The organism is Rhodoferax sp. GW821-FHT02C08 (assembly GCF_059421805.1).
In genome coordinates this window covers 88,473-110,544 of record NZ_JBWKVR010000020.1, presented here as the reverse complement: position 1 = coordinate 110,544, position 22,072 = coordinate 88,473, and the positions used below count along the sequence as shown (strand labels likewise).

Genomic DNA, 22,072 nt, shown 5'->3' with positions numbered 1-22,072 from the left:
CTGCTGCGCGCGGCTGTGACGACCCAGCCACTTCCATTGACTGTTCTTCGATACTCTGAGGCAAGTAGCTAATCAGGCAAAAATGGCTGCTAGCGCAGGTATTGCCTGCGCCAGCTGCTATCAAATCTACAGCAAAAACATGGCTGCCGCCACGGCGGTAGGCACCAGCGCCCCAGCCAGCAAGCCCAGTGCGCCGATGGACTCTTCATTAAAACCACGCCGCAGCAGCGCCACACCCGCCGGGTTGGGTGCATTGGCAATCACCGTCAAGCCCCCGCCGGCCACGGCACCGGCTACCAGCATGTACTGCGACTGGGTGGAGATGCCCTCGATCAGCGATCCCAGATAGGTCAGCGCCGCGTTGTCCGTCAGCGCGGTCAGCCCCAGCGCGCCAAAGAATAGCGCCGTGGGCGCCAGGCTGGACACGATGGGCTGCAGCCACCACTGCTGCATGCCGCCCAGCACCACCAGCCCGGCCAGGAAGAAGCCGACCAGCAAACCTTCTTTCAGAATGAGCGGGCTTTGGTGCTGCGCATAGGCCTGGGTGTAGCCGATGAAGAACAGAAACAGGCCGATGAACACCACCGGGTGGTGCGCAAACACCACCACCGCAGCCAGAAAGCCCAGGTGAATCAGACTCACCAGCAAGGGCACCGGCGCACCAGGACCCACGCTGCCCGCGGCAGGTGTGTGCAAGTGGCGGCGCAGCAGAAACACCAGCACGGTCGCATTCACCAGCACCGCCACGCAGGCGCGCCAGCCGAAGGTACTGGCCATGAAGGCGCTGTCCCACTGCCAGGCGGCCGCCACCATCAGCACCGGCGGCGCGGCATACGAGGTCAACGTGCCGCCAATCGACACGTTGACAAACAGCACGCCCAGCGCGCCGTACTTCAGCCATACGGGCGGGCCCTGGCGGAACACCAGCGGCGCCAGAATCAACGCGGCCAGCGTCATGGCCGCCGGCTCGGTGATCAGCGAACCCAGCAGCGGCACCAGGGCCAGGCCCAACCAGGCCAACACCACCGGTGTGGGCAAAGGCACCAGACGTGCCACGGCCATCAAGCTGCTTTGCACCAGCGCCAGCACCGGGCGCGATGCGGCCACCACCATCACGACGAAAACAAACAAGGGCTCGGTGTAGTGGCGCGACTCGGCATAGGCCAGCGCCTCGGCGCCTGTAGTCAGCAGCGCCATCGCCACCACCAGCACAAAAGCCCACAGGCCAAACACCACCTCCACCTCGCCCAGGATGTGGAACAAGCCAGCATGGCGCGGGTGGCGGTGGGCCAGGCCCTCAAACCATTTGGCGGCAAAGGTGTGCAGCAGCGCCAGCGCGAACAAGGCGGCGGCGACGGTCTGTATCAGTGAGGCTTGCATGGCATGGGTAGTAAGTAGGTTGGATACATCACAGCTCGGCCAGCGGAATGCTGCCTGCCTCTTCATCGGCCTTCAGCAGCCCTATCAGCTCGGCCAAATCCTGGTCCAGCCTTTGCAGGCTGGCTGCAGGCAGTTTACCCAGAGCCTGCGGCAGCACGCCCTCAAACGGGCCGGGCACCTGCTGCAGCACGGCCAGGCCGGCGGGCGTCGCGGTCAGGCGCACATTGCGCCGGTCCTCGGGCGCCTTGTCCAGCTGAACGAGTTCTTTGCGCTGCAGGGTTTTGACCAGATTGCTGGCGGTGGACTGGTGGATGTCCATGCGCTGGGCCAAAGCCCCCATACCTATGCCCGGGCTGTCGCGCACAACTCCCAGCGCCCACACCTGGGCGCCCCCCAGGCCCACCTGGTTCTCCACCTGCTGGAAATGGCTGCGCACGGCGTTGAACACCACGCGAAAGCGGCGTAGCACCTGGGCGGTGCTGGCGGGGTCCACAACGGTCTGCTTTTTACGGGTCATGTCTAATTATATTTGGGGCAATATAAAATCAGGCACTGCCTCTCCACCCCCTCCCCCATGGACCCACATCCCCGTGTTTTTTCCGCGCTGCAGCGCGAGGTCGCCGACTGGCGCTTATGGGCCGGCCGCGCGGTGGTGCTGGGCTTTGCCGCACTCGCCGGGCTCATCGTGGTAGGTTTCACCTGGCTGACGGAGCATGCGCTAGCGTACTTCTCACAACTAAACCAATATGCCTGGTGGCTGCCCCTGCTGTGGACGCCGGCCTGCACGGCGGCCATTGTGTGGCTGACGCGGCGCTTTGCGCCTGGTGCGGCGGGCTCGGGCATTCCGCAGGTGATGGCGGCCATGACGCCCGGTGTGCCCACGGGTGCACGGGCGCTGTTTGTGTCCCTGCGCCTATCGGTAGCCAAGATGCTGCTGACGGCCTGGGGTTTGCTGGCCGGCTTGTCGCTGGGGCGCGAAGGCCCGTCGGTACAAATTGCTGCGGGCGTGATGCACCATGCTCGGCGCTGGCTGCCGCGCGGTGCCCGCGTGTCCGACTACGGCCTGCTGCTGGCCGGCGGCGCTGCCGGCATCGCCGCGGCCTTCAACACCCCGCTGGGCGGCGTGATGTTTGCCATCGAAGAGCTGGCGCGCAAGCCCGAGCAGCGCAGCAATGGCCTGGTGCTGGCGGCCATCGTGCTGAGCGGGCTGATGGCCGTGTCGGTCTACGGCAACGCCACCTACTTCGGCGTGATACGGGTGGAGAACCTGGGCTGGGCCCTGCTGCTGCCCGGCCTGCTGGTGGCGGTGCTGAGTGGTGCCGCGGGCGGGCTGTTTGCGCGGCTGCTGGCGGTGTCGCTGGCGGGCAGCTCCAAAGACCGGTTCAGCCGCTGGCGCAAACAGTCACCGGTGGGCTTCGCCGCAGGCTGCGGCTTTCTGGTGGCGCTGCTGGGTTGCGCCAGCCAGGGCACGGCCTACGGCAGCGGCTACGGCCACACGCGGGCCATGCTGGAAGGCGCAGGCGATGCATCGGCCCTGGCGCCACTGTATGTGCTGCTGAAGTTCTGCGCCACCTGGATCACCAGTTGGGCCGGCGTGCCCGGCGGCATCTTTGCACCCTCGCTGGCAATTGGCGGCGCGCTGGGCAACGACATCGCGCAACTGACCCACTATGCCAACGCCCCCACCCTGATTGCCCTGGGCATGGTGGGCTTTTTGGCGGCGGTGACCCAGGCACCCATGACCTCTTTCATCATCGTCATGGAGATGGTGGACGGCCACGGCCTGGTGTTGAGCCTGATGACCAGCGCGCTGGTGGCCAGCGGGGTATCACGCCTGGTCAGCGCACCGCTCTACGCGTCGCTGGCAAATTTGCAACTGGAGCGCCTGCCCGAGCCTTTACCTATGCCACCCACACCGCATAGCAGCAGCTTGCACCACTGAATCTGCAGTTCGTCGCAGCCCGCTAGCCGTAGCGCGCGGCCGCCGGCACAGTGCGGGCATTGCCATTTCACTGCCGCCCGCCATGCCGATTGCAACGCTCACACCCCTGATCGCCGTCCACATGACCGCCGCCCTGCTGGCCGTGGCCACCGGCCCTGTCGCCCTGTGGGCGCGCAAGGGCCGCAGCCAGCGCCCACGCCTGCACCGGGCTTTTGGCTATGCCTGGGTGACGCTGATGCTGATCACCGCCACGTCCGCGCTGTTCATCCGCGATTTCCAGCTGCCCAACGTGGCGGGGTACACCCCCATTCACCTGCTGGTCGTGGTCATCGCTGTCTTCCTGTTTCGCGCATTCCACGCTTTGGCAGGCGGCGATATTGCGACCCACCGCCGTGTCATGCAGAGGCTGTACTTCGTAGCCTGCGTGGTGACCGGACTGCTGACCCTGCTGCCGCGGCGTACCCTAGGCCAACTGGTGTGGGACCAGTGGCTGGGCTGGCTATGAGCATGCACAATCCCCACCTACCCCGGAGCCCCCATGTCTGCTGACCACTACGATGATCTGGAAACCTTGGCCCGCCGGCGCGCGGGCCGCAAGATTGGCTGGTACATCCACGCTCTGGTGTTTCTGGTGGTGAACACTGGGCTGGCCTTTTTGTCGCTCTACAACGGCCGGCACTTTGTGCTGACCTCGGCCTTTGGCTGGGGCCTGGGTCTGCTGATCCATGGCCTGGTGGTGTTCGTACTGCCACCGGGCAGCGGCTGGCGTGAACGCCTGGTGCAGCAGGAGCGCGCACGCCTGCTACGTGAGCGTGAGCGGCAAAACTAGCCGCATGCGCCTGAGCAGCCTGCCCCTGCCGCGTGTGCTGGCCGTACTGGTCCCCGCGCTGGCACTGAACACCCTGATCGCCCTGGGCCTGACGCTGGCCGGCCCCTACGACCTGGCCAGCAACCTGGTGTTTTCGCACTGCATAGGCCTGGGCATCTGGGCGGCGATAGAACCCGTGTCGCGCCTCTGGGTCTGCGACATCGAGCGCCAATGGCGGCGCCTGCTGCTGATCGTGCCGGCCGGTGTGCTCCTGGGCTACCTGGGCGGCAGTGTGCTGGCCCGGCTGCTGCTGGATTTGCCACTGGACTGGCACAGCCTGGCCCGCCTGCCCTACCTCGTGCTCAGCCTGGTTGCCGGCGCCGGCGGCACCTACTACTTTATCAGCCAGTTGCTGCTGCGCCAGGCGCGGGAGCGTAACGCCGCCCAGCAGCTACATATGGCCGAGGCCCGGCTGCAGCTGCTGCAGGCCCAGCTGGAGCCGCACATGCTGTTCAACACCCTGGCCAATCTGCGCGTGCTGATCACGCTGGACCCGGCACGCGCCACTGCCATGCTGGACCGCCTGGTGAATTTTCTGCGCGCCACGCTGAGCGCGTCGCGCCAGACCATGCACCCGCTCAGCGCCGAATTCGCCCGCCTGCAGGACTACCTGGAGCTGATGGCCGTGCGCATGGGTCCGCGCCTGCGGTACACGCTGGACCTACCCGCCGCGCTGGTCGACCTGCCCGTGCCCAGCCTGCTGTTGCAACCGCTGGTAGAAAACGCCATACGCCACGGCCTGGAGCCGCAGGTGGCGGGCGGCAGCATCCTGGTCAGCGCGCGGCGCAGCGGCGACCATGTGCTGCTGGAGGTGGTGGACAGCGGCGCAGGCCTGCCGCCAGCGGGCATGCCCTCCGCAGCGGCCGGTGGCGGCTTCGGCCTGGGCCTGGCGCGCGAACAGCTGACGACCGCCTACGGCCCCCAATCTGCTATCGAGTTAATAGCCACCAGCGCAGGTGGCACCTGCGCTAGAGCCTCATTTTTCATAAATCAATAAAGCATGCACGCCACCGCCCTGATCGCCGAAGACGAACCCCTGCTGGCCCAGGCACTGCAAACCGCCCTGGCCCAGGCCTGGCCGGAACTGCGCATCGTCGCCAGCGTGGCCGACGGGGCGTCCGCCGTGGCCCAGGCCCTGCAGCTGCAGCCCCAGCTGCTGTTTTTCGACATCCGCATGCCCGGCCTGGACGGACTGGAGGCCGCCGCCGAGTTGGCCGACCAGTGGCCCGGAGGCACGCCCTTCCCCGCCCTGGTGTTTGTGACTGCGTTCGACGATTACGCCGTGCAGGCCTTCGAGGCCCAGGCGGTGGACTATCTACTGAAACCAGTACAGACCACCCGCCTGCAAAAAACAGTGGCAAAACTGCAGCTGGCGCTGGTGGCATCTGCGCCAGCCGCTACACATTTGGAAGCAAACCAATTGGAAACCACGCTGGGGCAACTGCGCGCCCTGCTGGGTAGCCCGGCGGTCGCTACACCGGCCCCGCTGAAGATGCTGCAGGCCAGCAATGGCAACACCATCCGCCTGGTGCCAGTGGACGAAGTGGTCTACCTGGAAGCCGCCGACAAATACGTGCGCGTGCTCACCGCCCAGCATGAATACCTGCTGCGCACGCCACTGAAGGAGCTGCTGCCGCAGCTGGATGCACGCAGCTTCTGGCAGGTACACCGTGGCACCGTGGTGCAGGCCCAGGGCATAGACAGCGTGCTGCGCGACGCCAGCGGCAAGCTACAGCTCACGCTGCGTGCCAGGCCCGAAAAGCTGGCCGTGAGCCGCCTGTACGCGCACTTGTTCAAAGCCATGTAGGGTGGCCCGCCCGCGAACTCAGCCGCCGTTCAGCCGCTGGCCAGCTGGGCCAGGTAGCGGGACTCGAAGACATCGGCCGGCACCGGTTTGCTGATCAAATAGCCCTGCATTTCATCGCAGCCCAACAGGCGCAGCAGACGCTCCTGCTCGCTGGTTTCCACCCCTTCTGCCACCACCTTGAGGCGGAAGGAATGCGCCAAGGTGACGATGGTGGAGACCAGGGCCAGGCCTTGCGGACCGGCCACCATCTCCAGCACAAAGGAGCGGTCGATTTTCAGGGTGTCCACCGGCAGCCGGGACAAATGGCTGAGCGAGGAATAGCCGGTACCGAAGTCATCGATGGCAATGCTCACCCCCATGGCGCGTATCGCCCGCAAGCTCTCGCTATTGGTCTGCACGTCGTCCATGATCAGGCTCTCGGTAATCTCCAGCTCCAGTCCGGCCGCCGCCTTGTCGTCCACGCTGATGGACTGCTGGACCGCGGCCACAAAATTGCGGTGCCGTAATTGCAGGGGCGATACGTTGACGGCAATGCGCACGGGCGTCAGGCCCTCGGCACGCCAGCGCATATTGTCCTGGATGGCCTGGCGCATGGCCCACAGACCCACCTCGTAAATCAGGCCGGTTTCTTCCAGCAGGGGAATGAAGTTCGCGGGTGGCACCAGGCCGGTTTGCGGATCGTTCCAGCGTATCAGCGCCTCGGCACCGGTCAGCAGGCCATTCACCAGACTGATCTTGGGTTGGTAATACAGCACGAACTGTCCCAGTTCCAGTGCCGTGCGCAGCCTACTTTCCAGGTCCAGCGCCTTGGCCACACGGGTGTCCATCTCGGGTGCATAAAACAGCACAGACTCGGCCGAGCTCTTGGCCCGTTTGAGCGCTGCTTCGGCATTGTGCAGCAGCATCTCCGCATCGTTGCCGTCCACAGGGTAGAGCGCAATGCCCGCTTTGCCGGCGATGCGTAGCTCGGTGCCGTCCACCAGGTAGGGCTTGGCAAAGCAGTCGCGCAACAACTGCTCCAGGATCAACGCGACCGCGCCCTCGTCACGCTGGTCATGCACCACCACGCCAAAGCAGTTCACCCCCACCCGCGCCACGGCGTCCAACCCCACGCGGCTGGCACGGATGCGCTCGGCCACCTGGCGCAGCAAGGCGTCGCCAGCTTGCCGCCCAATGGTGTCGTTGATGACACGGAAGCGCTCAATATCCACCAGACCAATGGCCAGCACGCTCTTGCCGCTGTCATGCGGGCGGAAATGCTGGCTGACATGCTCCAGGAACAGGCTGCGGTTTGGCAGGCCGGTAATGACGTCGTAGTAGGCCAGGTAGTTGAGCCGCTCCTCCTTGTCGAGGTGGTCCATGGCAAAGCCGATGTCACCGGCCAGATCGGTCAGCAGCAGCTTTTCCTCGTCGTCAAAAAAGCCGGTCTCGTCTGCCGAAAGAACCAGCACCCCCAAGGCTTTGTCGGACACCATCAGTGGCAGATAGGCCAGGGAGCGGACGCTCGGGTCCATGGTCTGCAGGAAGTACAAGCTGCCTGCGTACTCCTGCATATCGTTGATCACAATGGGGCGCTTGCCCTGCACTGCGCGCACGGAGATGGGTGTACCCATGGGAGCACACTCCTCCAGGCTGAAGCGGTTTTGCAAGGAGGCCAAAAAATCCGGAGGTGCCCCGGCACAGGCCACCGGAATCAGTTGCATGGCATGCCAGTCCGCCACGCCCAGCCACGCCATCTGAAAACGGCCATGCTCGACCGCAATCTGGCAGGCTCCGTTAAACAGCTCATCGCGCTTGCGCACACGCACAATCAGCGTGTTGATACCGCTGAGCACCGCGTACACACGGTTCAACCGCTGAATACGGCGCTCGGCCTCCTTCTGGTAGCTTACGTCCTGGATGGTGTTGAACCAGCGCACCGGCACTGGCCGCCCCTCGGAGTCCATCAATTGCTCTGTGACCTGGCGGATATGGATCACCGAGCCATTGCTGTGCCGCATGCGGTAGGTGAAGTCCACCCGCGTGCCAGTCGCATCGGCCTCCTGCATCTTGGCCCTGACCAGCGCGCGGTCATCCGGGTGCACCAGCGTCAACCAGGCGCGGGCAGAGTCCACCATTTCTTCGGGCTTGAGACCCAACAAAGGCGGCAAGGTGTCAGGCCAGCTTTCCACCACACCCTGTGGTCCGGTGATGACGTGGGACAGCTTGGCCAGTATCTGCGCCCGGTACAGCCGCTCTTCACTGGCCTGCAGTGCTTCTGAGGCCAGCTGGCGCTGTGTAATCTCGATCTGCAACTGCTCTGCGTGCTGGCGTACCGTGGTGTAGAGGCTGCCGTTTTCGTAAATACGACCGACCTGGGCCATCATGGTGGCCACCATGCTTTCGTCTTCCTCGCTAAAGCCGCCGGCACCCAGTTTGTCTGCCAGGCAAATCCAGCCGTAGCAATGTGAAATCGATGCCACCGGGGCCAGCAGGCAGCTGTGCAGCGGCGGGTAGTTGGCCGGCAGTCCTATGGCCGTGGGCTCACCGCCCGGGCAGTCCATCCGCACGGACTGGCGCCGGGAATACACCAGTCCCAAAGCGCCGGTTTCCACATGCGGGTGCTCCAGCGTCTGCAGCAAGCTGGGGTCTATGCCACTGGTGAAGAACACGGCCGGGCCACCGTTTTTGCCGTTCACGCACAACACGGCATACTTGGCCCCCATCAAATCACGGGCGCCACGGCACACCTTGTCCAGCAGCGTGTAGGGGTCTTGCTCCGATGCCAGGTGCAGATTGAGCGTGCTCAGGGCTTCCAGGCGGCGGTTGGTGGCGCGCAGGTCATCCAACTTTTCGGACAGCTTGTCGGTCATCACCTGCAGATGCGCGCGGTCAAAGGCTTCCACATCCGGTGGCGCGACGGGCTCAGGCACCCGCTGCAGAGATTGCTCTATGACACGCAAGATTTCTTCGGGCTCGCTGGGCTTGACCAGAACGCGCGTCACGCCACAGCTCTTGGCCAAGTTGCGTGCCTCGCGCTCGCGGTAGTGCGCGCTGTAGAAGATCACCTCGGTGGCCGCCACCAGCGGGTCGGCGCGTAGCTGGCGCACGAACTCGTAGCCGTCCATGGTGGGCATGAGAATGTCCGAAATCACCAGGTCAGGCCGCTGCTCCCGCACGATGGCCAGAGCCTCGGCGCCATCCGATGCTTCCAGGGCTTGGTGCCCGGTGTAGCCAATCAGGGTAACTAGCAGTTCACGGTTCGGAGCTTGGTCGTCCACCACCAATATTTTTGCCATGCGTCAGTTCCAGCGTTCTATGTATCTATGCGCCGCAAAGCACGCAAAGTGGGGGGCAGCAATAACTCGATCTGCTGGATAAAGTGCTCCGGGGTTATGGGTTTGGTGACATGGTCGTCGAAGCCGGCCGCCAGAGCCTTGTCCCGGTCGCTCGCCATGGAGAAGGCAGTGAGGGCGATGATGGGAACCTGGCGCCAGTGCGGGTCGTTTTTCAAGCGACTGATCACATCGTAGCCGTTGAGCACCGGCATTTGCAAATCGCAAAGAATGAGATCAGGGTTCTTTTCCAATGCATATTGCAAGCCCACGCCACCATCCACCGCATCCAGCGTGACATAGCCCGCAGCATGCAACAGGTACTGCACCAGATCCCGGCTGAAATCATCGTCCTCAATGATCAAAATACGAGCTGGCACGGCTTATCCCTCCGGTAATGCAAGAGTAAAAGTGCTACCTTGGCCATGGACGCTATGGAAGCTGAGCTGGCCTCCAAGCTCCTCGGCCAGCTTGCGGCTCAGATGCAAGCCCAGGCCGCTGCCTTCAAGTTTGCGCTTATTGGCCGCCCTGGGGCGGGAAAAGGCATCGAACAGCAGCCCCTGGTCCTCCACCGGAATGCCGGGGCCCGTGTCTTCCACGCTGATGAACAGGGTAGGCCCATTCGGCCCCACCCGCGACTCCAGACGCATGTGCACGCTTCCACGTTCGGTGAACTTGATGGCATTGCCCAGCAGGTTCATAACGATCTGCTTCAACGACCGACTGTCGGTGTGCCATAGCAGCGCAGCGGGCGGAAGATGCAGACTGAAGTCGAGGTCCTTTTTGTCGGCCTCGGGGCGCAGGGCGGCGCCCACCTCGTCCAGCAACGCGCTGCAGTCCACTGTTTCCAAGGTCAGATCCATCTTGTTGGCGCCCAGCTTGGCTAGGTCCAACAGGTCGTTGATCAACGACAGCAGGTGGCGTGCGCTGGTTTGCACGATTTGCAACTGTTTGTCCTGTTCGGCATTCAGTGGGCCGGGCAGCTTCATGCGCAAGGTGCCGGTAAAGCCAATGATGGCGTTCAAAGGCGTGCGCAACTCGTGCGACATGCTGGCGAAAAACAGGTCTTTCGCCAAGGCGGTCTCTTCCAGCTGACGATTCTTGTCGCGCAGGGTCTGCTCAATAAGCTTGCGGTCGGTCACGTCGCGGATGGCGCTGGAGACAAACAACCCGTCTTCCGTCTCCAGCGGACTCAGACTGATTTCGACAGGAAACTCCGAGCCGTCTTTACGCAGGCCAAACAGCTCCAGCCCGGCGCCCATGGAGCGGGGCCGCGGCTGCACAAAAAACCCGGACCGGTTGCCCGGGTGCTTGAGGCGGAAGCGCTCGGGCACCAAAAGTTCGATGCGTTCACCCAGCAACTCGTCGCGGGTCCAGCCAAACAGCTGCACCGCCTGGGAGTTGACCAGCACCATGATGCCGTCCCGGTTGACGATGACCATCGCATCCGGGGCAGACTCCAGCAGGTCCTTGAACTTCTGGTCGGCCTTCTTGCGGTCCGAAATATCGCGGATGGCACTCATCACCATCGTGCCTTCTTCGGTATCCAGAGGGCTCAGGCTGATCTCGACCGGGAACTCCTCGCCGCCCTTGCGCAAGCCATACAACTCCAGACCCGCCCCCATGGTGCGGGTACGCGGCTGCTTGAAGAAATCTCCACGGTGACCCAGGTGGGCGCTGCGGAAACGGCTGGGGAGAAGAATCTCCACCGGCTGGCCGAGTAACTCGGCACGCGTATGCCCAAACACGTTCTCGGCTTGAGAATTGACCAACACAATACGCCCCGTCACATTCACCATCACAATCGCGTCCGGCGTGGACTCCAGCAGGTCCAGGAAGCGCGCCTGTACCAGCTTGGCATCACGCAATACCTTCAGGTGCGTGACGTCCTTCTGGTTGGACAGAAAGTACGCCAACCTGCCATCTTCACCGTAGACCGCGCGGGTAGACACGCTGACATGCACCAGGGTGCCGTCCTTGCGACGACGCAATGATTCGTAGACCACCAGCCCCATACGCAGCACATCGTCCAGCCGGCCCTGCTCTTCCTGTACGTGGTCATGGGGCACCACCAGCGCCACCAAGGACTGGCCCACGGCCTCGTCGGGGCGGTAACCATAGAGCAATTCTGCGGCCGGATTCCACTGCAGCACACGGCCATCCGGTGTGATGGTCAACAGTGCGTCCGGGTTCAAGACCCATAGAGGATCGCTGGCATCCAGCTTCATGCAGTGCACGCCACCAGAACGCCTGACTGCACGTCTACGCAGAACAACAGCTGTTGGCCCATCGCAATTCCTTTCAGACTCAGTGTGCTCTCGGTCCCCATGCATACGCCCCAGCAAGCAAGTCTGCTGGCGCCACAAAGGTGTGCAATACGCCAGCCCTTTTGACTCGTTGTAACACTATCGCGCGCGATACGTCCAGAGCATCGAAGAACATCAGTCCCACAAATGGGGGATACCGGCCGCACCATCCCGCGGCACACATTGCGCTATCTTTTTAGGACAAAAATTCTTAGGCCAAATAGGCCTCTTACGCAGATAGAATCTGCGCAAGACGCTATTTATTCAATAGCAAATCCTATAAATACGGCGGCGTGCAGGCGGAAACGATTTCTGCTGGCCGGTCGCCCACGTTGCGAAAGCGGTGCGGCAGGCTGCTGTCGAACAAATATGCGTCGCCCGGTTTGAGCACCCGCACCTGCTCGCCCACGGTCAACTCGATCTCGCCCGACAGCACGATGCCACCCTCGTGCGAGGCGTGCTCCAGCATGTCCACCCCGGTGTCGGCCCCTGGCTCGTAACGCTCCTGCAGTATCTGCAGGTTGTGCGCGCGCGCATTGCCGACCTGGCGCAAGGTCAAGGTGCGGTCGCCGCTGGCGCCGGGGGCGTGCTGGGTCAGGCGGGAGGTCAGGTCCACCAGGTCGGCCGGGCTATGGAACACGCTGTCGGTCGGTGTCTGGTCGGGCTCGAAGAATTCCGCCATGGTCAGCGGAATGCCATTCAATATCTTGCGCAGCGAGGCCACCGAGGGGCTGCTTTTGTTCTGCTCAATCGTGGATATCTGGCTGGACGGCACGCCGGCCCGCTCCGCCAGTTGGCGCTGCGACCAGCCCGCCTGGGTGCGCACTTGCCGCAAGCGGCTTCCCACATCAAACTGGGCATCTGCCATGGATATTTCCTAAATTGTTACCCGCTTGCTCAATATTATGAGCAAAATATACGCTTATACCGATCACTTGAGCGTTGCCATGCCACTAGACCACACCACCGCCCCGTCCGACAAGCCGCCGGTCACCATCTTCGGCCCCGATTTTCCCTTCGCTTTCGACGACTGGATTCGCCACCCGGCCGGCCTGGGCAGCCTGCCCGCCGAGCACCTGGGTGCCGAGGTGGCTATCGTCGGCGCCGGCATGGCCGGCATGGTGGCGGCCTACGAGCTGATGAAGCTGGGGCTGAAGCCCGTGATCTACGAAGCCTCGAAAATGGGCGGCCGCCTGCGCTCGCAGCCCTTCGAGGGCGGCCAGGGCGTGATCGCCGAGCTGGGCGGCATGCGCTTCCCGGTGTCCAGCACCGCGTTCTTCCATTATGTGAACCAGCTAGGGCTGGCGTCGCAACCCTTCCCGAATCCGCTGACCCCCGCCTCCGGCAGCACTGTGGTGGACCTGGAAGGCCAGACCTACTACGCCGAAAAACTGGCCGATCTGCCGCCCATGTTCAAGGAAGTCGCCGACGCCTGGAGCCAGGCGCTGGAAGACGGCGCCAGTTTCCAGGCCGTGCAGGACGCCATCCGCAGCCGCGACGTGTCCGCGCTCAAGGCCCTGTGGAACAAGCTGGTGCCGCTGTGGGACGACCGCACTTTCTACGACTTCGTGGCCACCTCCAAGGCCTTCGCCGGCCTGTCGTTCCAGCACCGCGAGGTGTTCGGCCAGGTCGGCTTTGGCACCGGCGGCTGGGATTCGGACTTCCCCAACTCCATGCTCGAAATCTTGCGCGTAGTCATGACCAACTGCGACGACGAGCAGCGCCTGATCCAAGGCGGTGCCGACCAGGTACCGCTGGGCCTGTGGCAGCACGCGCCAGACAAGATGGCGCATTGGCCCGCCGGCACCAGCCTGGCCAGCCTGCACGGCGGCGCCCCGCGCGCCGGCGTCGCCGCCATCCACCGCCAGGCTGATGGCCCATTCGATAAACAATTTGCCGTGACCGACCGCTGGGGCGACAAGCGCAGTTATGCGGCCGTTCTCACCACCTGCCAAAGCTGGCTGTTGACCACCCAGATCGCCTGCGAGGAATCGCTGTTCTCACACAAGATGTGGATGGCGCTGGACCGCACCCGCTACATGCAGTCCAGCAAAACCTTCGTCATGGTGGACCGCCCTTTCTGGAAGGACAAAGACCCCGTCACCGGCCGCGACACCATGAGCATGACGCTGACCGACCGGCTGACCCGCGGCACCTATCTGTTCGACAACGGGCCAGGCAAGCCCGGCGTGATTTGCCTGTCCTATGCATGGATGGGCGACGCGCTGAAGATGCTGCCCCAGCCACCCGAAAAGCGCGTCAAGCTGGCCCTGGATGCGCTGAAGAAGATCTACCCGAACGTTGACATCGCCAGCCACATCATCGGCGACCCGATCACCATTTCCTGGGAGGCCGACCCGCACTTCCTGGGTGCCTTCAAAGGCGCCCTGCCCGGCCACTACCGCTACAACCAGCGCATGTTTGCCCACTTCATGCAGGACGGCATGCCCGCCGCCCAACGCGGCATCTTCATTGCCGGCGACGATGTGTCGTGGACGCCGGCGTGGGTCGAAGGCGCGGTGCAGACCTCGCTGAACGCGGTGTGGGGCATCCTGCACCACTTTGGCGGCAAGACCCACGCGGAGAACCCCGGCCCCGGCGATGTGTTCAAGGAGATTGGCCCGATGGAGCTGCCCGAATGACCGATCTGAAACTGGCCCTGCTGCAGTGCGCATCCCAACCGGGCGACGTGCTGGGCAATCTGCAGCGCCTGGACCACGCCGCCGCCGATGCCGCCGCGGCCGGCGCGCAGCTGCTGGTCACACCCGAGATGTTTTTGACCGGCTACAACATCGGTGCCACCCAAGCCAGAGTACTGGCCGAAGCGGCAGACGGCCCGCGCGCCCAGGCCGTCGCCGCCATCGCCCGCCAGCACCAGATCGCCATCGTCTTCGGCCATCCCGAGCACGATGCCGCCGGCCACATCTTCAACACTGCCCAATGCGTGGATGCCCAAGGCCGCACGCTGGGCACGTACCGCAAGACCCATTTGTTCGGCGCGCTGGACCGCAGCATGTTCAGCCCCGGCGCGGGTGACGAGCCACTGTTCGAACTCCATGGCTGGAAGCTCGGCCTGCTGATTTGCTACGACGTGGAATTCCCCGAAAACACCCGCCGCCTGGCCCTGCAAGGCGCTGACCTGATCGTGGTGCCCACAGCGAATATGCAGGGCTTCGACTTCGTGGCGCAGCACCTGGTAGCCACGCGTGCCTACGAGAACCAGCTGTATGTAGCCTACGCCAACTTCTGCGGGCAGGAAGGCGAGCTGGCCTATGGCGGGCTCAGCTGCGTGGCAGCCGCCGATGGCGCTGGTCTGGTACACGCAGGGCGTGGCGCCGAACTGCTACTGGCAGAGGTGACGCGAACCGGCCTGGCCCGTGGTCGCACCTTGAACTGCCACGTGAAATTACTATTAAATCCATAGCTGCCAGCGCAGATAAAACCTGCGCTGGAGGCATATTTCGCTCACACATCACTCCACCACGTGCGCGTCCACCGGTGGTGCCGTGCGGCGCTGCTTACGCATCAACAGCAGCAAGGGCATGGACAGCAAGGTGACGACCATCATGATCTTGAAGTCGTTGATATAGGCCAGAAAAGTAGCTTGGCGGGTGACTTCGCTATTCAAGGCGGCCAAACCCTGCGGCGTGGCCAGGTTGTAGACGGTGGGCAGGCCGGCCTGGACGGCCGGGCTCGCCAGGTTGATGTGCTCCACCATCTGCGAATGGAACAACGCGGTATTGCGGGTCAATACCGTCTGCATCACCGAGATACCAATACTGCTGCCGATATTGCGCGACAGGCTGTAGATGGAGGTGCCATCCGACCGGTAGATCGGATTCAGGGTGGAAAACGAGATGGTTGTCAGCGGCACCGACACAAAGCCCAAACCCAGGCCCTGGATAAAACCCGACCAGACCACAGCGGATTCGCCGGTATCAAAACTGAAGCCCGACATCTGCCATAACGAAAACGCGGTCAGGCCAAAACCCAGCCCAATCAGGGCCCGTGGGTCGGTCCGTGTCGCAATACGCCCCGCCACCATCATCGACAGCATGGTGCCTATGCCGCTGGGGCCTATCACCAGGCCGGCCGTCACCACCGGGTAGCCCATCAGCGACTGCAGCAGCGGTGGCAGCAAAGCGCGGGTTGCGTACAGCAGCAGACCGACCATGAAGTACAGCGTCAGGCCGGTGACGAAATTGCGGTCTTTCAACAGCTGCACATTGAAGAACGTGGCGCCCCGGGCCGTGACCGTCAACGCAATAAAGAAGGCAAAGCTGACTAGCGCGCCTGCCGCCTCCAGCACGATTTCTGTGGAGCTGAACCAGTCCAGTAGCTCGCCGCGGTCCAGGAACATCTGCAGCAAACCAATCGCCAGGCTCAGCGCGATGCAGCCATAGACGTCAAAACGCAGTTTGCTCTGGATGGCGGTTTCGCGGATGTAGGCCTTGATACCCAGGAAGGACAAGATACCCACTGGAATATTCACAAAGAACACCCAGCGCCAGCTGAAGTTGTCGGTCAACCAACCACCTAAGGTAGGCCCGAGGATGGGGCCGATCATCACCCCCATGCCCCAGATCGCCATGGCCTGGGCATGCTTTTCCTTGGGGTTGGTGTCCAGCATGATGGACTGCGACAAGGGCACCAAAGCCGCGCCAAACAAGCCCTGCAGCAAGCGCGCCAACACGATCTCCGTCAATGAGTTGGACAGACCGCACAGCGCTGAGGCCAAGGTGAAGCCCACCACCGAAGCCAAGAAGATACGCTTGCGTCCGAAGCGCCCGCTCAACCAGCCGGTCAGCGGTGTGGCAATCGCAGCCGCCACGATATAAGAGGTCAGCACCCAGGAAATCTGGTCTTGCGAAGCCGACAGATTGCCCGCCATGTGCGGCAAGGCCACGTTGGCAATGGTGCTGTCCAGCGTCTGCATGATGGTGGCCAGCATGATGGCCACGGTGACCAGCCCGCGATGCCTGGCGACGTCAGGGGCTGCGGGTGCGGCGGTCGCAGAATCTGCGGATGGCATGGGAGTTCTGTCTTGCAGGCAATTGGAAGGATGGACACCACGGATTGCGAAATAGCAACCCCGGTGATAGTGACGCAGGTTACTAATTAGGCAAAAAAGAGCTTCAGCCATCCAGAACGCCCAGCAATTTGCGCAGCAGCGCATCCATCTGACCCATCTCTTTTTCAGAAAACCCGGCCCAGAGCGCCCTGTATTGCTGGCGGCGCAAAGGCTGCAGCGTTTCCACCAAGTTTTGACCTACGTCCACTGCAGTCAGTTGGTCAACAGCAGCACGGACACAAACGCACTATATAGATAGATAAGTGCCGGTGTCCTATCCATCCTACGTCGTACTGGTCGCTGTGAACGAAATGCTCTGCCGCCCAGACACGTACCGACAAAGGCACTTGTTCTCAATAACCTGTTCACCAAGCCCTGCGCACAAGCGCCTTCCCCGACCATTTTTCAGAACCATGCGACGCAGCAACGCGACCCATAACAAAATTTAAAAAAATGACTATTTCTGATATTTAGATAGGTATCAGAAAAAAAGTGGTTTTGCGGACTCATCATCTTCAAAAAACCGAAACCTCCCCTAGGAAACACCTACCGAGGGTTTTCCTTAATTTGAATATCAATATGAATAATACCCAAAACTCTATTAGTTTCATACGTTTTTGATATGTATCATCCGCTTACTTCTTGAAGTGATGCAACCTGAAATCGTTGCCTAACCCCAAGGGGTTGCAGGGAGGCTGAACGCGGGCGGCCTCACTAACGCCCGACACCCGTTATCCATTGATAGACATAGAGGAGACACTAATGATGAACAACCGACGTACCCTGTTGGCCACCTTGCTGGCTGCATCTTTTGCTGTAGCAGCTCCCATGAGCGCATTCGCTCAAAAGAAAATCGTAATGGGCTTTAGCCAGATCGGTGCCGAAAGCGAATGGCGTACCGCCAACACCAACTCCATGAAGACAGCAGCCTCTGCTGCCGGCATTGATTTGAAATTCTCCGATGCTCAACAAAAACAAGAAAACCAGATCAAGGCATTGCGCTCTTTCATTGCTCAAAAAGTGGATGTAATCGCATTGACCCCCGTCGTTGAATCTGGCTGGGACACCGTACTCAAGGAAATCAAGGACGCCAAGATTCCTCTGATTCTGGTGGATCGTTCTGTCGACTCCAAAGATACATCTTTGTATGTTACTCACATCGGTTTTGACTTCGTAGAAGAAGGTCGCATGGCCGGCCGTTGGTTGGTCGAAAAAGTGAAGGGCACCACGGGCGATGTGAACGTGGTGGAACTGCAAGGCACCGTTGGCTCTGCTCCCGCCGTTGATCGCAAGAAAGGCTTTGAAGAAGCAATCAAGAGCGAACCCCGGATCAAAATCATCCGTTCGCAGACCGGTGATTTCACCCGTGCGAAGGGCAAAGAAGTCATGGAGGCTTTCTTAAAAGCCGAAGGCAAAAAGATCAATGTGCTCTACGCGCATAACGACGACATGGGCATCGGTGCTATCCAGGCTATCGAAGAAGCTGGTCTGAAGCCCGCCAAAGACATCATGGTCATCTCCGTCGATGGCGTGAAGGGTGCATTTGAAGCCATGATCGCTGGCAAGCTGAATGTCACCGTAGAGTGCAGCCCCCTGCTCGGCCCTCTGGTCATGTCGACCGCCAAGGACATTGTTGCTGGCAAGCCCGTACCCAAAGATATTCAGGGTAAAGATGGCATTTACCCCATGGAAGTTGCAGCCAAGGAGTTCCCAAACCGCAAATACTGATCGCGGTTCAATCGGGATTTTTTCATTTACTAGGATTTAGCCCACGGCCTTGGCCGTGGGCTTTTTTTCAAGACACATGACACACACAACACAGGCTTCCAGCACTGTCACTCCTGTACTAGAGCTGTCTGGCATAGCCAAACAGTTCGGTACCATGCGGGCGCTTTCTGGCGTGAATCTGCGCCTATTTGCGGGTGAAGTGCACGCCTTGATGGGGCAAAACGGCGCTGGAAAATCCACACTGATCAAAGTATTGACCGGCGTGTATCGTGCCGACGACGGTGAAATGCGCCTAGGTGGAAAGCCCATCAACGCCGCGTCTACGCTAGAAGCCCAACATCTGGGCATTAGCACGGTCTACCAAGAAGTCAACCTCTGCCCCAATTTGTCGGTAGCAGAAAACATTTTTGCAGGCCGCTATCCGCGCAAAGGTTTATCGGGCGCTTACGCCATTGATTGGTCACACATGCAGCGCGAAGCACGGCAACTGCTCGCGCGTTTGAATTTGGATATTGATGTTACCCAGACGCTCTCCAGCTACTCCGTAGCAGTACAGCAGATGGTGGCAATTGCCCGGGGCCTGAGTATCTCGGCTCAAGTATTGATCTTGGACGAACCAACCTCCAGTCTGGACGACGAAGAGGTAGAGCGCCTCTATGGCGTACTGCGCCAATTGCGCGATCAGGGTATGGCGATTTTGTTTGTCACCCATTTTCTGGATCAGGTATATGCGGTGTGCGACCGTATCACCGTGCTACGCAATGGCGAATTGGTGGGCGAGTATCTGGCCGCTGACTTGGGGCACAACGCGCTGATTGCTGCCATGGTGGGACGTGAAATGGTGGCAAATCCTGCACAAGCAGCGGGCGCGAGCGCCAACGTGCAAAAAGAACAATCTGTATTGCTGCAAACGCGTGGCCTCGCCCGTGCGGGCAGTGTCAAGCCACTGGACCTGACGTTGCATCGCGGAGAGGTGGTGGGCTTGGGTGGCCTGTTGGGCTCGGGACGTACGGAACTAGCGCGTGTGCTCTTTGGCCTGGACCAAAGCGACGCGGGCGAGTTGGTGATAAACGATAGCCCAGTGAAGATGGATTCGCCCGTGGAGGCAATTCGTCTGGGTCTGGGTTTGTGTCCAGAAGACCGCAAGGCCGAAGGCATCATTGGCGAACTCTCGGTACGCGAAAACATTGCGCTTGCCTTGCAGGCACGCCAAGGTCTGTGGCCCTGCATTTCACGGGCCAAGCAAATTGAAATGGCTGAGTACTACGTAAAGAACTTGGGCATCAAAACCAACAGCATTGAAACGCCTATTGGTCAGCTCTCAGGTGGTAACCAGCAGAAGGCAGTGTTGGGTCGTTGGCTGGCTACCAAGCCTAGCCTATTGATTCTGGACGAACCTACTCGCGGCATTGATATTGCGGCTAAGCAGGAAATCATGAACGAAATATTGGTATTGGCAAAACAAGGGATGGCTGTGTTATTCATCTCCTCAGAGATGGAAGAAGTAGTGCGCTTATCGGATCGCATTGTCGTGATGCGCGACCGCGCCAAAGTGGGCGAACTGCCCGGCGGAACGGAAGACCATGCGGTCTACGCCATGATTGCAGGGCAGGCATAAGCATGACAAACAAATCTTCTTGGCTGGTACGGGTGCAAACGCACCATTTGCTGTGGCCACTGGTTACCTTGGCGCTGATTTTGATGGTCAATGCCAGTCTGAATCCGGGCTTCTGGATGCTGCAATGGCGTGACGGTCACCTTTATGGCAGCGTCATCGACATCCTAAATCGCGCCTCACCACTGATGCTGGTGGCTCTGGGCATGACCTTGGTAATCGCCACGCGCGGTATCGATATTTCGGTAGGTGCCACAGTGGCCATTAGCGCCGCAGTGGCTGCATTGATGGTAGGTGGCACGCTGGTGATCAACGACGGCGTGGCCCAGCATGTGAGTCGATTTCCGATGTGGTTGGCAATTAGCTGCGCCCTGCTCACGGCACTGGCCTGCGGGCTATGGAACGGGGTGCTGGTCGCCAAGATTGGCTTGCAACCCATCATCGCCACACTGATCCTGATGGTGGCAGGCCGCGGTGTAGCCCAGCTTCTGACAGACGGACAAATTGTCACGGTGTACTACCCACCCTATTTTTTTATTGGCAGTGGCTATCTTTGGGGTTTGCCGTTTGCGTTGTTCATTGCCGGATTTGTGTACCTTGTAATGCATCTGGCGGTAACGCGCACGGCACTGGGGCTGTTTATCCAGGCAATTGGCATCAACCCCGCAGCGGCCCGCTTGGCAGGTGTGCGTGAGCGTTTGATCAGCATCTGCGTGTATGCATTTTGCGGCCTCACCGCCGGTGTGGCGGGTTTGATCATTAGCTCCAACGTCAAGAGCGCGGACGGCAACAACGCAGGTAACTTGCTGGAATTGGATGCAATTCTGGCTGTCACTCTAGGCGGCACTTTGCTAACCGGTGGACGCTTCAGCCTGGCGGGCAGCTTGATTGGTGCGCTCATCATTCAGACGCTGACTTCCACCATCTATTCCATTGGTGTTCCACCTGAGATCAATTTGGTGGTGAAGGCAGCTGTGGTGTTCGTAGTCATGCTGATGCAGTCAGCGGAGTTTCGCCGTGCGGTACGCGGCTGGGTGGTGCGCCCAAGCGCAGGGAGCAAAGCATGAAATTAGCAAGCAAATATATCCCCTTAGCGGCCACGGTGTCACTGTTCGCAGTCATGTCGGTGTTTGGCTCGGTGTCTTACAACGGTTTTTTCTCAACACAGGTATTTTTGAACCTGCTGATCGACAACGCCTTTTTGGTCATCGTGGCCGTGGGCATGACCTTTGTCATTCTGTCCGGAGGCATTGATCTCTCGGTGGGTTCGGTGGTGGCACTTAGCACCATTGTGCTGGCCAAACTGGTAGAGCATTTGCATTGGCATCTGGCGCTAGCCATTCCCCTGGTGCTATGCATGGGAGCATTTTTTGGCGCATTCATGGGCTGGTTGATCCAGCGCTTTCGCCTGCAGCCCTTTATCGTCACTCTGGCTGGCATGTTTTTGGCGCGTGGCATGTGCTATCTCATCAGTATTGATTCAATCAGCATTACCGACCCAACCTACACAATGCTGGCACAAACACGTATCCACCTCTGGGCGGATGGGCCCATGCTGTCCATAAGCGCCATCCTTGCATTGGTGGTCTTGGCCGTTGCAGTATTTTTTGCGCATAACACGCAGTTTGGCCGTACCGTATACGCCATTGGCGGTTCGGAGCATTCGGCTGTGCTAATGGGGCTACCGGTGGCCCGTACCAACGTGACGGTCTATGCACTGAGCGGATTTTGTGCTGCGTTGGGTGGTGTAGTGTTCACCTTCTACATGCTGTCGGGTTATGGCTTGCACGCAGTAGGCTTAGAGCTTGATGCAATTGCTGCAGTAGTGATTGGTGGCGCGCTGCTTAGCGGAGGTGTGGGCTATATGCTGGGCACTCTGTTTGGTGTGCTAACCCTGGGAATCATCCAGACCCTCATCATGTTCGATGGCTCGCTCAGTTCCTGGTGGACGCGCATCGTGATTGGCGCATTGCTATTTGTGTTTTGCGTGTTGCAACGCGTGTTCGAGTCAGGGAGAAAGACCTCCTAATGCCAGGTCGGA

19 protein-coding genes are annotated in these 22,072 nt (G+C 60.9%); 11 read left to right on the top strand and 8 right to left on the bottom strand.

The genetic code is table 11. The features are described from left to right. Positions 1-126: 126 nt before the first annotated feature. The gene (locus AC07VY_RS20835) at positions 127-1,380 is read right to left on the bottom strand and encodes a putative Na+/H+ antiporter (protein WP_495099127.1); all 1,254 of its coding nucleotides are present in this window, start codon (positions 1,378-1,380) and stop codon (positions 127-129) included. 28 nt (positions 1,381-1,408) lie between these two features. Next, positions 1,409-1,897, bottom strand: a complete 489-nt coding sequence (locus tag AC07VY_RS20830; protein WP_490593281.1) for a MarR family winged helix-turn-helix transcriptional regulator — start codon at positions 1,895-1,897, stop codon at positions 1,409-1,411. 57 nt (positions 1,898-1,954) lie between these two features. Between AC07VY_RS20830 and AC07VY_RS20825 the strand changes: the two genes are divergently transcribed. From AC07VY_RS20825 to AC07VY_RS20805, 5 genes are all read left to right on the top strand, one after another. Then, complete coding sequence (locus AC07VY_RS20825; protein WP_495099126.1) at positions 1,955-3,322, top strand: chloride channel protein; 1,368 nt, start codon at positions 1,955-1,957, stop codon at positions 3,320-3,322. 82 nt (positions 3,323-3,404) lie between these two features. Beyond that, positions 3,405-3,827, top strand: a complete 423-nt coding sequence (locus AC07VY_RS20820; protein WP_495099125.1) for a DUF2306 domain-containing protein — start codon at positions 3,405-3,407, stop codon at positions 3,825-3,827. A gap of 33 nt (positions 3,828-3,860) precedes the next feature. After that, positions 3,861-4,151 carry a 2TM domain-containing protein gene (locus AC07VY_RS20815; protein WP_495099124.1) on the top strand — a complete coding sequence of 97 codons (291 nt, stop codon included), beginning with the start codon at positions 3,861-3,863 and terminating at the stop codon, positions 4,149-4,151. After that, positions 4,135-5,187 carry a sensor histidine kinase gene (locus tag AC07VY_RS20810; protein ID WP_495099123.1) on the top strand — a complete coding sequence of 351 codons (1,053 nt, stop codon included), beginning with the start codon at positions 4,135-4,137 and terminating at the stop codon, positions 5,185-5,187. The genes AC07VY_RS20815 and AC07VY_RS20810 overlap by 17 nt, the downstream gene beginning before the upstream one ends. 3 nt (positions 5,188-5,190) lie before the next feature. Further along, positions 5,191-5,997, top strand: coding sequence for a LytR/AlgR family response regulator transcription factor (locus tag AC07VY_RS20805; RefSeq protein WP_495099122.1), 807 nt, complete (start codon positions 5,191-5,193; stop codon positions 5,995-5,997). A gap of 29 nt (positions 5,998-6,026) precedes the next feature. Here the strand turns inward: AC07VY_RS20805 and AC07VY_RS20800 are convergent, their stop codons facing one another. The 4 genes from AC07VY_RS20800 to AC07VY_RS20785 all read right to left on the bottom strand — a co-directional run bounded on the left by AC07VY_RS20800 (position 6,027) and on the right by AC07VY_RS20785 (position 12,485). Continuing rightward, the gene (locus AC07VY_RS20800; protein ID WP_495099121.1) at positions 6,027-9,275 is read right to left on the bottom strand and encodes an EAL domain-containing protein; all 3,249 of its coding nucleotides are present in this window, start codon (positions 9,273-9,275) and stop codon (positions 6,027-6,029) included. A 17-nt stretch (positions 9,276-9,292) separates the two neighbouring features. Further along, on the bottom strand, positions 9,293-9,691 hold the full coding sequence (locus tag AC07VY_RS20795; RefSeq protein WP_495099120.1) for a response regulator: 399 nt from the start codon (positions 9,689-9,691) through the stop codon (positions 9,293-9,295). Between the two features lie 3 nt (positions 9,692-9,694). After that, the gene (locus AC07VY_RS20790; RefSeq protein WP_495099119.1) at positions 9,695-11,539 is read right to left on the bottom strand and encodes a PAS domain-containing sensor histidine kinase; all 1,845 of its coding nucleotides are present in this window, start codon (positions 11,537-11,539) and stop codon (positions 9,695-9,697) included. A 355-nt stretch (positions 11,540-11,894) separates the two neighbouring features. Continuing rightward, positions 11,895-12,485 carry a cupin domain-containing protein gene (locus tag AC07VY_RS20785; protein ID WP_495099118.1) on the bottom strand — a complete coding sequence of 197 codons (591 nt, stop codon included), beginning with the start codon at positions 12,483-12,485 and terminating at the stop codon, positions 11,895-11,897. Positions 12,486-12,564: 79 nt separating this feature from the next. Between AC07VY_RS20785 and AC07VY_RS20780 the strand changes: the two genes are divergently transcribed. Together AC07VY_RS20780 and AC07VY_RS20775 are read left to right on the top strand one after the other, a co-directional pair. Further along, positions 12,565-14,259: a flavin monoamine oxidase family protein gene (locus AC07VY_RS20780; protein WP_495099117.1), complete on the top strand. Its 1,695-nt coding sequence runs from the start codon at positions 12,565-12,567 to the stop codon at positions 14,257-14,259. Continuing rightward, entirely contained in the window at positions 14,256-15,041 is a 786-nt protein-coding gene (locus tag AC07VY_RS20775) for a carbon-nitrogen hydrolase family protein (protein ID WP_495099116.1), read from the top strand. Before AC07VY_RS20780 ends, AC07VY_RS20775 begins: the two co-directional genes overlap by 4 nt. 48 nt (positions 15,042-15,089) lie before the next feature. Here AC07VY_RS20775 and AC07VY_RS20770 read toward each other — a convergent pair whose 3' ends face one another. Continuing rightward, complete coding sequence (locus AC07VY_RS20770; RefSeq protein WP_495099115.1) at positions 15,090-16,649, bottom strand: DHA2 family efflux MFS transporter permease subunit; 1,560 nt, start codon at positions 16,647-16,649, stop codon at positions 15,090-15,092. A gap of 103 nt (positions 16,650-16,752) precedes the next feature. Further along, entirely contained in the window at positions 16,753-16,875 is a 123-nt protein-coding gene (locus tag AC07VY_RS20765; RefSeq protein WP_495099114.1) for a hypothetical protein, read from the bottom strand. Positions 16,876-17,450: 575 nt separating this feature from the next. Here AC07VY_RS20765 and AC07VY_RS20760 point away from each other — a divergent pair. The 4 genes from AC07VY_RS20760 to yjfF all read left to right on the top strand — a co-directional run bounded on the left by AC07VY_RS20760 (position 17,451) and on the right by yjfF (position 22,060). Further along, positions 17,451-18,416 carry an ABC transporter substrate-binding protein gene (locus AC07VY_RS20760; protein WP_495099113.1) on the top strand — a complete coding sequence of 322 codons (966 nt, stop codon included), beginning with the start codon at positions 17,451-17,453 and terminating at the stop codon, positions 18,414-18,416. A 76-nt stretch (positions 18,417-18,492) separates the two neighbouring features. Further along, on the top strand, positions 18,493-20,034 hold the full coding sequence (locus tag AC07VY_RS20755) for a sugar ABC transporter ATP-binding protein (protein WP_495099112.1): 1,542 nt from the start codon (positions 18,493-18,495) through the stop codon (positions 20,032-20,034). A gap of 2 nt (positions 20,035-20,036) precedes the next feature. Next, positions 20,037-21,098 carry an ABC transporter permease gene (locus AC07VY_RS20750; protein WP_495099111.1) on the top strand — a complete coding sequence of 354 codons (1,062 nt, stop codon included), beginning with the start codon at positions 20,037-20,039 and terminating at the stop codon, positions 21,096-21,098. Continuing rightward, positions 21,095-22,060 (top strand): galactofuranose ABC transporter, permease protein YjfF, encoded by a 966-nt coding sequence (yjfF, locus tag AC07VY_RS20745; RefSeq protein ID WP_495099110.1) that lies wholly within the window; start codon positions 21,095-21,097, stop codon positions 22,058-22,060. Before AC07VY_RS20750 ends, yjfF begins: the two co-directional genes overlap by 4 nt. Positions 22,061-22,072 lie beyond the last annotated feature (12 nt).